Raw genomic sequence first — 12,680 nt, 5'->3', positions numbered from 1 at the left:
TTGTCAAATCCATGCGATTTTTGGGACGAAGGTTGTATCGATCCTGGACCGGCATTGGTGTTTATCAATGCATTGCCACCTGTAAAATGTACTTTCACAATGAAAACCGAACAGCGTTTCCTGGCATTCAATTTTAGGTGATCAGATGAATGACATGACCGGTCCCGACAATGACCTCATGGTCGAGCGTAAAGGTTACTGCGGGATTATCCGGCTTAACCGGCCGCGCGCACTGAACAGTCTGAACCTGAACATGGTGCATCACATGAGGGAGGCATTGGCCACCTTCTCCGATGACCCTGAGATTGCCAGTGTCATTGTTGCCGGTGAGGGCGGGCGGGCTTTTTGCGCCGGCGGAGACATCCGCATTATCCATGATCTTGGCAAGGCAAACGATCCGGATGTCAGCCGTTTTTGGCGGGAGGAATTTCCGCTCAACTATACTATCGCACATTATCCCAAACCCTACATCGCCCTAATGGATGGCATCGTCATGGGAGGTGGCGTCGGGCTTTCCGCCCACGGTGCGTTCCGTGTGGTGACGGAGACGACACGTCTTGCGATGCCCGAAACCGGGATCGGTTATTTTCCGGATGTCGGGGTCAGTTGGCTTTTGCCAAAGGCGCCCGGGGAAATTGGCACATGGATGGGTTTGACCGGCAATGAGGTCAATGCCGCGGATGCGGTATTTGCAGGACTTGCGGATGTGCACGTTCCATCAGAGCGACTGGAGGAGTTGACCACTGCAATTTCTGCACTGGCTCCATCGCATGTGCATAAGGGCATTGAGATGCTGTTTGCGCAATTTTCAACGCCGCCAGCACCGGGGATGTTTGAAACTGGTCGAGAGCTTATCGATGCCGTGTTTAGCCATGATACGGTTGATGAGATCATTGCCACATTGAAGACCAGGGATAATGCTTTTTCGCAATCTATACTACAGACCCTGCAGAAGAGGTCACCAACCAGCCTGAAAATCACCTTGCGTATGTTGCGGCTGGCCCGTGACAGTTCCGGTCTGATCGAATGTCTGGAGCGTGAATTCGCGGCTGGATTAGAGGTTTTGAAGGGCCATGATTTTTACGAGGGTGTGAGGGCGGCGATCATCGACAAGGACCGCAATCCCCAGTGGCAACCGGCTATGCTCAGTGATGTCACAGATGAAGATGTCGCACGGTATTTCGGCCAAAATCCCCACCCGGTTTTTGCCAGCCACAGGCTATAAACTCGCAAAAGCTTTAGGCAATACTTCCTACTATTTGCCTGTGAGGGAATATTAATCGCATTCCGCCAATTCATTTGGCGTAAAATTCTCCTTTCCCGAGAGGTGTTGGAGGGGGATTCCTCGCATGAGCTGTCTGCTATCTATAGTTTCATCGGCAGTTCATTTGTGGGGAATTCAATGAAGCGCCTTCTCATTCTCGGTTCAGCACTTGCTGTTCTCTTCTCCGGTCAGGCTTTTGCCGAAACGCCGAAAACGCTGCTCAACGCATCCTATGACGTTGCGCGTGAAGTCTTTGCTGCCGAAAATGAAGCCTTCATCAAGGCGCATCCGGGCGTAACGGTTGACCAGTCACATGCCGGTACATCCAAGCAGGCGCGCGCCATTGTCGAAGGTCTGGAAGCAGACGTTGTGACGTTCAATCAGGTAACGGATATCGATTTTCTGGTGAAGCAGGGTTTTGTCTCTGCTGACTGGCAGAAAGACTTTCCGAACAACGCTTCGCCATTTTATTCCTTCCCGTCTTTCCTCGTTCGCGCCGGTAACCCGAAGAATATCAAGGACTGGGACGATCTGGCCCGCGATGATGTGAAGATTGTTTTCCCAAACCCGAAAACCTCCGGCAATGCCCGCTACACCTATCTGGCCGCCACCGCATATGCCAAGGAAGTGTTTAAGGGCGACGAGGCGAAGGTTGAAGGTTTCGTCAAGAAAATCTTTGAGAACGTTCCGGTTTTTGACACCGGAGGCCGCGCTGCCACCACCACCTTCGTTGAGCGTGAAATCGGTGACGTGATCATCACGTTTGAAGCTGAAACCCGTGGCATTGCCAAGCAATATGGCACCGACAAGTTCGAAAGCGTGGTGCCGTCGGTCAGCCTGCTTGCAGAATTCCCGGTTGCTGTCGTCGACAAGGTCGTTGACAAGCGCGGCTCGCGTGAACTGGCAAAATCCTACCTCGACTTCCTATACACCGAAGAAGGCCAGAAAATCGCCGCTGAATTCGGCCACCGCGTCAACAACGAAAAGGTCGCTGCAGAATTCAAGGATCAGTTCCCAGCAATTCGTTTGGTGACCGTGGACGATGTTTTCGGTGGTTGGGATAAGGTGCAAAAGGAGCATTTTGCGTCCGGCGCCGTTCTTGACAAGCTTTACGGCAACCGTTGATAAAATCGAACTGAATACGGATTTAACCCGGCAGGGCAAACCTGCCGGGTCAATTTGTTTGGGGGATGCCGTTTGAAACGCAATGTCTTGCCGGGGTTAAGCCTCTCACTCGGCGTAACCCTTTTTTACGTTGGCGTTATCGTTTTGCTGCCGCTGGCGGCGCTGGTGTTCAAGGCCGCCAGCCTTGGGCCTGTTGAATACTGGAACATCGTGTCGTCGCCGCGTGCGGTTGCAAGCTACCGCGTTACGGTTTTGTGCGCTTTGGCGGCCACGTGTTTCAACTTGGTGTTTGGATTGGCGCTGGCTTGGGTGCTGACCCGCTACCGTTTTCCTGGCTGGCGTTTTGTCGATGCGATTGTCGATCTGCCCTTTGCCTTGCCGACCGCCGTTGCCGGTATCGCGCTGACCGCCCTGTTTGCCGGCAATGGCTGGTTTGGTTCCGTTCTGGCCATGGTCGGTATCAAGGTTGCCTACACGCCGATCGGCATCATGATTGCGATGGCCTTTACCAGCCTGCCTTTTATCGTGCGCACGGTGCAGCCGGTGCTGGAAGATCTCGACCCAGCGCTCGAAGAGGCGGCACAATCGCTTGGTGGGTCCGACTGGGAAATCTTTCGCAAAGTCATTCTGCCATTGCTCACACCCGCCATTCTGGCCGGTCTGTCGCTGTCCTTTGCCCGCAGTCTGGGTGAGTTCGGTGCGATTATTTTCATCGCTGGCAACCAGCCATTTGAGACTGAAATCACCTCGTTGCTCGTTTTCATCCGGCTTGAGGAATATGACTATCAGGCCGCCGCAGCGATTGCATCGGTGCTGTTGTTGACGGCATTCCTGATGCTGGCGGTGACCAACCTGCTACAGGCTCGTGCCTTGCGTTATACGGTGAGGAGTTGAAGCCATGAGTGCAATCTCTTCTCATCGCAAACCGCCACGCGTCGGTGATACACCGCTTGTTCGCCGCTCCTTGATTGCCTTTGTGTTGATCATCGGTTTCCTGCTGGTGGTTGCGCCACTTGTTATCATTGGTGTTGAGGCTTTTTCGGCTGGCTTGAAAGCCTATTCCGCGACGATAATTCATCCGGATACACGCCACGCGATTTTCCTGACGGTGATTACGGCGCTGATTGCGGTTCCGATCAATACGGTGTTCGGTATTGCGGCGGCATGGGCAATCACCAAGTTTGATTTTCCCGGTCGCAGGCTGCTTCTGGTGGTCATTGAAATACCTTTTTCGATCTCGCCAATTGTTGCGGGTGTGGCCTATCTATTTGTCTATGGTCTGCAGGGGCTGTTTGGGCCGTTGCTGGATGCCTACGACATCAAGATCCTGTTTGCCCTTCCGGGCATCGTGATTGCGTCGATGTTCGTGACGGCACCCTTTGTGGCGCGTGAGCTCATTCCGCTGATGCAGGCGCAGGGCCGTGATCTGGAAGAGGCGGCAACCTCGCTGGGTGCTTCCGGCTGGCGGACATTCTTCTCGGTCACATTGCCGAATATCAAATGGGCTTTGCTGTATGGCGTTGTGCTCTGCAACGCGCGTGTGATGGGCGAATTCGGCGCGGTGTCAGTGGTATCGGGCAATATTCGCGGGCAAACCAATACGCTGCCGCTGCATATCGAGCTGCTTTATCATGACTATCAGACGGCGGGCGCCTTCGCGTCCGCCTCCATTCTGGCTTTCCTGGCGGTGGTCACCATCATTGCCAAGGTCATGCTGGAACGACGCGGCGCCGGGCGTGGCCGCAAGGCTGAAAATGGTGCCAGTGCTGCATCTACGGAGACACATGCATGAAAATCCGCCTCGAAAATGTGGTGAAAACCTTCGATACATTCCGTGCCGTGCATGATGTGTCTCTGGATATCGAAAGCGGCGAACTGCTTGCACTGCTTGGTCCTTCCGGTTCTGGCAAAACGACGATCCTGCGCATGGTGGCGGGGCTTGAATATGCCGATGGCGGCCGCATCATGTTTGGGGATGAGGACGCGACCAATATTCCGGTGAGAGATCGCGGTGTCGGTTTTGTGTTCCAGCATTATGCGCTGTTTCCACACATGACGCTCAATGAAAACATTGCTTTTGGCATGAAGGTGTCGCGCGTCAAACGTGACAAGGCAGAGATTGCTGCACGCGTTGACGAGCTGTTGCGGCTGGTCAAGCTGGACGGTCTGGGTGATCGGTTTCCGGCGCAGATTTCCGGCGGCCAGCGTCAGCGTGTTGCTCTGGCACGCGCGCTTTCGGTTGATCCAAAAGTGTTGCTGCTGGATGAGCCTTTTGGTGCTCTCGACGCCAATGTGCGCCGTGATCTGCGCCGCTGGTTGCGCGAAATTCATGAGGAGCTTGGTATCACCACGATTTTCGTGACGCATGATCAGGAGGAAGCGCTCGATCTGGCCGACCGTGTCGTCATTCTGAAAGACGGAAAGATCGAGCAGCAGGGCACGTCTAAAGAGGTTTGCCGCAATCCGGTGTCGCCGTTCGTCATGCGCTTTCTGGGCGATGCCAATCGTATCTCCGGCGTTGCCAGAAACGGCAAGGTGTTTGTCGGCGAGATGGAATTGCCCTTTGCCTATCATTCCGGTGACGGCAAGGTCGATATCTTCGTTCGTCCAGTCGATCTGGATTGGGAACATCTCCACGACGGGTTGCCTGCCAAGGTTATCCGGGTGCTGGACCGGGCCGGTGAACGACGGGTGATTGCCAGCACAGAAGCCGGGGATATTCTGGAATTCGATGTGCCCCCGGAAAACGGCGTTGAAGCCGGTGAAACCGGATATGTGGTCGTGCGACGGGCCCGGATTTTTCCAGCAAGCTAAAGCCAAGGGTGTTATGAGGTGAGGGTAAATTCGCCCTGCGCCTTGATTTCACCATTGATCAGCAGATCGACCTGATGGCGGCCCGGATAATGTATCCGGGTCGTAAAGTCTTTGATAGCGCGGTTGATGCCAAGTTCGACACGCTCGCCAGGTTCCAGATGCAGTTCCTTCCACTTGAAAACCTTGGGCGCCGTGCTGCCAGTTTTTTTGACGTAATGCAGGGCATAGTCCACCACCAGCTTTTGCCGCTCCGCACCGGTCGCCTTGATCGCAGCGGTAATTCGCACATTCTCTCCAAGGGAGATGTTGTCGGGTGATACCTGAAAGCTTTCAATCTCGACGTCTGCCTTGCCCTTCACACCAAGGATGGCGAGAGCCGAGTTGTCGCCTTTCTTGATCAGGGTTCGCAGCGCCTGGCGAATGATCCATGTGGTGTGCTGATTATCCGTGGGCCATGTCGCCACCTTCTGTAAAACGAAGGCCGGATTATCCTTGGTGATGTCATTGAGATGGTTGGCCACGGATTTGCGGACATAAAGAGACGGATCGCTTCTCAGCTTCTCCAGAATAGGCATGACCGGGGCGGGGTCGTCTACCAATGCCTTTAACTGGAAAGACCATGGCAAGCGCGGACGGCAACCTTCCGAACTCAGCCGACGCACATGCTCGTTTTCATCAAATGCCCATGTCTTCATAACATCCAATGTGCGCGACATGTCCTTTGCCAGAAAATGCCGGATTGCAAATTCCGATGAGCCGAAACGTGTGAAATATTGCAGCGCCTGCATCGACTGTTCGAAATGGTCCTGACCATAAAGCGCCACATATTCTGCAAGGCTGATCGAGGTGAAACCATGGTTGATATGGGGCGCAAGAGCCGTGAGAATTTCGATATTACGGTTGTAATCGCCGGGCAAAACGGCGTGCCAGGCAACGGCAACTTGCCGCATGCGTTGCATGATGCCGAGATCATCAAGTCCCAACATGGCATGGTGCATGAAAGCCGCTTCATCAAACGGTGCGTGTGCTGCCTTGGTAATTGACGCAAGGTGCCGCAGGCGGTCGCGATTGAATATTTCCTTTAGGGCGGGCTGGGGTTCTTGCGCCATTTTCTGCGATCCGATTGTTCTCTTTTTGTTCCTTAATCGTAAAACGATAGTGAGGCAATCGATAAAAGAAACCCGGCGTTTATGGCGCCGGGTCTCCTCGAAAAGCAGTGCTGTATCAGCTCATCTGGCTGATGAAGCGGGTTTCGAGATAAGCCTGTGTGGCTTCAGAGCCACCTTCCGTGCCGTAACCACTGTCCTTGATGCCACCAAACGGCACTTCCGGCAGGGCCAGACCATTGTGGTTGATGGTCAGCATGCCTGCTTCCACTTGGCGACCGAGGTCGTGGGCTGTCTTGGCAGAACCGGTGAAGGCGTAAGAGGCAAGACCGAAGGGCAGGCGGTTTGCTTCCGTCACCGCGTCCTCGAACTTCGAGAACTTGTTGATGATAGCGACCGGGCCGAACGGCTCATCATTCATGATCTTGGCGTGGGTTGGTACATTGGCCAGAACCGTTGGCTCGAAGAAGTTGCCGCGGTTGCCGATGCGGTTGCCACCGGTCTTCAACTCGGCGCCATGCGAAACAGCATCGTTGATCAGTGCTTCGATGGCCGGAATGCGGCGTTCATTGGCCAGCGGGCCCATGGTGACATCGCTTTCAAGGCCATTGCCAACCTTGACGGCCTTGGCAGCTTCCACGAAGCCTTCAAGGAAACGATCGGCCACACCCTCCTGAACCAGGAAGCGGGTCGGAGAAACACAGACCTGTCCGGCATTGCGATACTTCGACAGGGAGGTAACAGCAATTGCCTTTTCGATGTCGGCGTCATCAAAGATCATAACCGGTGCGTGACCGCCCAGTTCCATGGTGGCGCGCTTCATGTGCTTGCCAGCCAAGGCGGCAAGGTGTTTGCCGATTGGTGTCGAACCGGTAAACGAAATCTTGCGGATAACCGGATGCGGAATGAGGTATTCGGAAATTTCGGCAGGAACACCATAAACGAGGTTGATAACGCCAGCCGGAACGCCGGCATCAGCAAAGGCGCGGATCAGTTCGGCCGGTGATGCCGGGGTTTCCTCTGGTGCCTTGACGATGATCGAACATCCAGTGGACAGGGCAGCGGACAGCTTGCGGACGATCTGGTTGATCGGGAAGTTCCACGGTGTGAAGGCGGCAACCGGGCCGACCGGCAGCTTGATGGCAAGCTGCGAAACCCCAGTGGCGCGTGAGGGAATGACCTGGCCGTAGGTTCTGCGGGCTTCTTCGGCAAACCAGTCGATGGTGTCGGCCGCGCCCACCACTTCCATGGCAGACTGTGCCAGCGGTTTGCCCTGTTCGCGGGTCATGATCCAGGCAATGTAATCCTTGCGTTCGCGCAGAATGTCGGCAGCGCGACGCATGATCTTGGAGCGATCATAAGGCGAGGTATCACGCCAGACTTTGAAACCTTCGTCCGCCGCGACAAGCGCCAGATCGAGATCAGGCTTGGTGGCGTGGGCAATCTTGCCAATGATTTCGTCGGTGGCGGGGTCGCTGACGGCAATCGTCTCACCGTTGATGGCATTGCGCCATTCGCCGTTGATGAAAAGCTGGATGTCTGGATAAGTGTACATGTCAAACCTTTGTGATTTGGTGTATATCAGCGCGCCAGGGGGAGACCAATTCCAGGACTTGTCCGGTGGTTACAAAACCATAGACGTGAAACTGGCTGACAGAGCGTTGTAAAATCTTTGTGCCGTTATAGGATGGGAGACCGGACACCTGACATATTGGGTTTCGTCTGCTGCATTGCAATATGATTTGCGTTCAAATTTATTGAACTGAAACGTCGTTTTAGATGCTGATGGGCGCAATTGGTGCGTTTCAAACCATGTTCAGCAATGAAAAAACCGGCACCTTCTTGGATGCCGGTTTTTTGCAGGTGATGGCTTTTAAGGATTAGAAGAATGCCTGAATGCCGGTCTGCGCACGTCCAAGGATCAGCGCATGCACGTCGTGGGTGCCCTCATAGGTGTTGACGGTTTCCAGGTTCTGCGCATGGCGCATGACATGGTATTCAATTTGAATGCCGTTGCCGCCGTGCATGTCACGGGCCTGGCGCGCCACATCCAGTGCCTTGCCGCAATTGTTGCGCTTGACGATGGAAATCATTTCCGGTGCCATCTTGTGTTCATCCAGAAGACGGCCAACCCGCAAGGAGGCCTGCAGACCAAGGGTGATTTCCGTCTGCATGTCGGCCAGTTTCTTCTGGTAAAGCTGCATGCCAGCCAGCGGCTTGCCGAACTGCTTGCGGTCGAGGCCATATTGACGGGCGCGGACCCAGCAATCTTCCGCTGCACCCAGCACGCCCCAGGAAATGCCGTAGCGGGCGCGGTTGAGGCAACCAAACGGGCCCTTGAGGCCGGAGACGTTTGGCAGTAACGCATCTTCGCCAACTTCAACGCCGTCCATGACGATTTCACCTGTTATGGATGCACGTAGGGACAGTTTTCCGCCGATCTTCGGAGCGGAAAGACCCTTCATGCCTTTTTCCAGCACGAAGCCACGGATTTCATTGTTGTGTGCTTCAGACTTTGCCCAGACCACAAAAACATCTGCGATCGGTGCGTTGGAAATCCAGGTCTTGGCGCCACGCAGACGATAACCGCCTTCGATCTTTTCGGCGCGGGTTTTCATGCCGCCGGGATCGGAGCCTGCATCCGGTTCCGTCAGACCAAAGCAGCCGATCAGTTCGCCGGACACGAGGCCTGGCAGGTATTTGTCTTTTTGTTCGTCCGAGCCGTAGGCAAAGATTGGATAAATGACCAGCGAAGACTGCACGCTCATCATCGAGCGATAGCCGCTGTCGATACGTTCGACTTCGCGTGCAACGAGACCATAGGCAACGTAACTTGCTTCTGCGGCGCCGTATTTCTCAGGCAAAGTCACACCCAGCAGGCCGGTCTGGCCCATCAGGCGGAACAATTCCGGCTCGGATGTCTCGGTGAGATAGGCTTCCTGTATGCGAGGCAGAAGTTCGGCTTCGGCAAACGCCGCTGCCGTATCGCGGATCATCCGCTCGTCTTCAGTCAGTTGGTCTTCGAGCAGGAAGGGGTCCTGCCAGTTGAATGCAACACGCTCGCTCACAATCACGTCTCCTGTTTATGCCAGGGATAATTGGGTATTGTGCCGTCGCAGGCAAGCAATGTTTACTCATTTTCCTATTCCATATAGTAATGATGCATGACAACGCTCAGCCGCAAATTACTGCCGTCTTCCAGTGCGCTTGCCGCCTTCGATTCCGTGGCGCGGCTTGGTAGCTTTTCATTGGCCGCCGATGAGTTGTCACTCACGCAGGGTGCTATTAGTCGGCAGGTTATGTCGCTGGAAGAGCAGCTTGGTGTACGATTGTTTGAGCGTGGTGCACGCGGTGTTTCGCTGACAGCTGAAGGCCGCACTTATGCCAAGGCGATCGGTGCAGCTCTGGGTGAAATACGCGCTGCATCTCTACAGCTTATGACTAAAACGCATGGCAATGTTTTAAATTTGGCCATGTTGCCGACATTCGGTACACGTTGGCTGCTGCCGCGTATTCCCGATTTCGTCGACAGTCACCCCGAGATCACCATCAATTTTGCCACCCGTATCGGCCAGTTCGATTTCGAGAGGGAAGGGATCGATATGGCGATCCACATCGGTCAGCCGGATTGGCCAGCGGCAGAAAGCACGTTTCTGATGCCGGAAATGGTGGCGCCGGTCTGCAGCCCTGCGTTTCTGGCTGATCATCCCATTAAATCCGCGCAAGATATTGCCGATTTTCCGCTATTGCATATGGCATCACGGCCTGGCGCCTGGGATCACTGGCTTCAGAGCTTGGGTATTGTCACGTCGCCCTCCAAAGGCATGCGTTTCGAACAGTTTTCCAGCGTTGCACAGGCCTGTATTGCTGGGCTTGGTATTGCATTGATGCCATTGTTTCTGATCGAGGTGGAGTTGAAGGTCGGGCAGATCGTGCAGGCGTTCCCGCATCAGGTCAGAAGCCCCAGTTCCTATTACGCAGTCGCGCCGGTTTCGCGCAGCAATCATGTGCCGGTAAAGCTGTTCCGCGAGTGGCTGTTGGGGCAGGTTGAGCAATATCGCCAACAAGCCAATTTATAAATTTTTAGCGTCGTTTGAGGGCGTTACCGCGTTATCCCTTGTTTTTGAGGCAACGGGACTCGACTCGCAAATTCATCTCGCTTATGCTGATTAAACGTTTAATCACTACGATTGATTGGTATGGCAACTCTGCGGCCCGGAACAAATCTGAGCGCGATCGCAACGGCATTGGGTGTGTCGGTTGCGACGGTGTCCAACGCGCTGTCGGGCAAGGGCCGTGTTTCTGCCGAATTGAGTGAAAAAATCCGCAAAACCGCTGATGAACTGGGTTATGTGCCAAGTTCTGCCGGGCGTGCACTTCGCACCGGCCGCAGCGGCGTTCTTGGGCTTGTTCTGCCCGACATTGCCAATCCCCTTTTCCCGCAAATTGCGCAGGCCATTGAACAGGCCGCTGGCAATGCCGGTTACGGCGTGCTGATTGCCGACTCCCGCGGCGAAATTTCCAAACAGACCGAAGCGATCAACCGGCTTATCGAGCGGGGTGTTGATGGCATGGTGATTGTTCCACGTCGTGGCACCCGCATTGCTGATGTGGATTTTCCGGTGGCTGTTATCGACAGCCCGTCGACACCGGGGAATACGGTCTCTGCCGACCACTGGGAAGGTGGCGCAACTCTTGGCAATTACCTTTCCGATCTCGGTCATCGCAAAATCCTGCTTGTCGGCAAAAACCCTGACTCCAACGTGCAGAATGACCGATTGGGTGGCATTCGCTCCGCCTTGCCAAATGGCTGCGTGACGGAGACGTTGTGGATCGAACGGTTGGAACAGACGGCCGGCGGCGATTGCGGTCTCGGACTGGCGGAGAAGGTCCAGAACGGATTTACAGCATTTGCGGCTGTATCCGATCTGCATGCCCTGCGTATCCTGACGGAATTGCAGCGGGAAGGCATCAACGTGCCCGAGCAGGCCAGCGTTGCAGGATTTGATGATCTTATCTGGGGTCCTGTCGTCACGCCGCCATTGACCACAATGCGCATGGATATGGACCGTATTGCAGAAATTGCCGTGGCAGCACTCGTCAGCGTGATCGAAAACGAGGATGTGGCCGGAAAACAGATATCGGGAAATGTCACGTCGGAGGTGTCCAAGGTGCCGATGGAACTTGTCATTCGTGGTTCGGCAGGCCCGGTGACCAATCGTCTTATGAACGTCAAAAACTCTAGAGCTGGAGAACAAATAACATGAAAAAGATTCTTTTCGCGTCGGGCACAGCCTTGATGCTGACCATGGGTGCCGCACAGGCGCAGGACAAGACGCTGACGATCTCCGTCTACGCATTTGCCCAGGATGAGTTCAAGGAACTCGTCTACACACCATTCGAAGAAAAGTGTGGTTGCAAGCTGGTCGTTGAAACCGGCAACAGCGTTGAACGTCTTGCCAAGATGGAAGCCAACAAGGCAAATCCTGTCGTTGATCTCGCAATCGTTTCGATGGCTGACGCTCTTTCCGCCACACGCAAGGACCTGACGCAGAAGATCGATGCCGCCAAGGTTCCGAACATCGAAAAGCTGTACGACATTGCCAAGGACCCGAATGGCGACGGCATGAGTGTTGGCGTCAACTTCTACGCCACATCCATCGTTTATCGCACCGACAAGATGAAGATCGATTCCTGGGCTGATCTTCTGAAGGATGACGTTGTTGATCACGTTGCTTTCCCGAACGTCACCACCAACCAGGGCCCGCCAGCGCTCTACATGCTCGGCAAGGCCATCGGCAAGGACACGCCGGACCTGAAGGGCGCTATCGAAGCGCTCGGTGAAAAGAAGGACGAGATCGTAACCTTCTACGTGAAGTCTTCGCAGCTCGTGCAGCTCATGCAGCAGGAAGAAATCTGGGCCGCACCGATCGGTCGGTTCTCCTGGGCACCTTTCACCAAGCTTGACCTGCCACTGGCATGGGCAACGCCAAAGGAAGGCCAGACGGGCGGCATGAACGTTCTGATCCTGCCAAAGGATGGCAAGAACGAAGACCTGGCGCTGCAGTTCATGGACTTCTGGCTGTCCACAGACGTTCAGAAGGCTCTCGCTGAAAAGCTGGTCGACAGCCCGACCAACAAGGAAGTCAAGGTTTCCGACGATGTTGCCAACAACATCACCTATGGCGAAGAAACCGCAAAGAGCCTGCAGCTCATTCCGTCTGCTGTCGCTCTCGACAACCGCGACGCATGGTTGTCCGAGTGGAACGCCAAGGTCGGCCAGTAATACAGATAGCCTCCCAAGGCTTGAGGAGTGCGGCTCTGGGTAACCCGACCGCACTCCGCTCTTTACGAGGTTTGACTACGCTTTG

General features: G+C 54.8%; 11 protein-coding genes. 8 read left to right on the top strand and 3 right to left on the bottom strand.

Annotated elements, in window-relative coordinates:
• Positions 1 to 145: 145 nt before the first annotated feature.
• The 5 genes from PYL13_RS16110 (at position 146) to PYL13_RS16090 (ending at position 5,203) form a co-directional block, all read left to right on the top strand.
• Entirely contained in the window at positions 146 to 1,225 is a 1,080-nt protein-coding gene (locus PYL13_RS16110; RefSeq protein WP_441296649.1) for an enoyl-CoA hydratase/isomerase family protein, read from the top strand.
• Between the two features lie 177 nt (positions 1,226 to 1,402).
• Positions 1,403 to 2,389 (top strand): thiosulfate ABC transporter substrate-binding protein CysP, encoded by a 987-nt coding sequence (cysP, locus tag PYL13_RS16105; protein ID WP_275641980.1) that lies wholly within the window; start codon positions 1,403 to 1,405, stop codon positions 2,387 to 2,389.
• 72 nt (positions 2,390 to 2,461) lie between these two features.
• Positions 2,462 to 3,283 (top strand): sulfate ABC transporter permease subunit CysT, encoded by an 822-nt coding sequence (cysT, locus tag PYL13_RS16100; protein WP_275641979.1) that lies wholly within the window; start codon positions 2,462 to 2,464, stop codon positions 3,281 to 3,283.
• Positions 3,284 to 3,287: 4 nt separating this feature from the next.
• On the top strand, positions 3,288 to 4,181 hold the full coding sequence (gene cysW / locus PYL13_RS16095) for a sulfate ABC transporter permease subunit CysW (RefSeq protein ID WP_275641978.1): 894 nt from the start codon (positions 3,288 to 3,290) through the stop codon (positions 4,179 to 4,181).
• Positions 4,178 to 5,203 (top strand): sulfate/molybdate ABC transporter ATP-binding protein, encoded by a 1,026-nt coding sequence (locus PYL13_RS16090; protein WP_275641977.1) that lies wholly within the window; start codon positions 4,178 to 4,180, stop codon positions 5,201 to 5,203. Before cysW ends, PYL13_RS16090 begins: the two co-directional genes overlap by 4 nt.
• An 11-nt stretch (positions 5,204 to 5,214) precedes the next feature.
• Here the strand turns inward: PYL13_RS16090 and PYL13_RS16085 are convergent, their stop codons facing one another.
• From PYL13_RS16085 to PYL13_RS16075, 3 genes are all read right to left on the bottom strand, one after another.
• Positions 5,215 to 6,312 carry a DNA alkylation repair protein gene (locus tag PYL13_RS16085; protein WP_275641976.1) on the bottom strand — a complete coding sequence of 366 codons (1,098 nt, stop codon included), beginning with the start codon at positions 6,310 to 6,312 and terminating at the stop codon, positions 5,215 to 5,217.
• A 115-nt stretch (positions 6,313 to 6,427) separates the two neighbouring features.
• A complete protein-coding gene (locus PYL13_RS16080; protein ID WP_275641975.1) occupies positions 6,428 to 7,864 on the bottom strand; it encodes an NAD-dependent succinate-semialdehyde dehydrogenase in 1,437 nt (478 codons plus the stop codon).
• A gap of 325 nt (positions 7,865 to 8,189) precedes the next feature.
• Positions 8,190 to 9,377 carry an acyl-CoA dehydrogenase gene (locus PYL13_RS16075; RefSeq protein ID WP_275641974.1) on the bottom strand — a complete coding sequence of 396 codons (1,188 nt, stop codon included), beginning with the start codon at positions 9,375 to 9,377 and terminating at the stop codon, positions 8,190 to 8,192.
• 96 nt (positions 9,378 to 9,473) lie between these two features.
• On the opposite strand from PYL13_RS16075, the gene PYL13_RS16070 reads away from it, so the two are divergent.
• The 3 genes from PYL13_RS16070 (at position 9,474) to PYL13_RS16060 (ending at position 12,595) form a co-directional block, all read left to right on the top strand.
• Positions 9,474 to 10,388 (top strand): LysR family transcriptional regulator, encoded by a 915-nt coding sequence (locus PYL13_RS16070; protein ID WP_275641973.1) that lies wholly within the window; start codon positions 9,474 to 9,476, stop codon positions 10,386 to 10,388.
• A 120-nt stretch (positions 10,389 to 10,508) separates the two neighbouring features.
• The gene (locus tag PYL13_RS16065) at positions 10,509 to 11,576 is read left to right on the top strand and encodes a LacI family DNA-binding transcriptional regulator (RefSeq protein WP_250982308.1); all 1,068 of its coding nucleotides are present in this window, start codon (positions 10,509 to 10,511) and stop codon (positions 11,574 to 11,576) included.
• On the top strand, positions 11,573 to 12,595 hold the full coding sequence (locus tag PYL13_RS16060) for an ABC transporter substrate-binding protein (protein WP_250982307.1): 1,023 nt from the start codon (positions 11,573 to 11,575) through the stop codon (positions 12,593 to 12,595). The genes PYL13_RS16065 and PYL13_RS16060 overlap by 4 nt, the downstream gene beginning before the upstream one ends.
• The last annotated feature ends 85 nt before the right edge of the window (positions 12,596 to 12,680 follow it).

The sequence above is a fragment of the Agrobacterium sp. Azo12 genome, assembly GCF_029193765.2.
Taxonomy (GTDB): Bacteria; Pseudomonadota; Alphaproteobacteria; order Rhizobiales; family Rhizobiaceae; genus Agrobacterium.
Note: the sequence above shows the minus strand (reverse complement) of the source record. Positions and strands in the feature narration are given on the sequence as shown.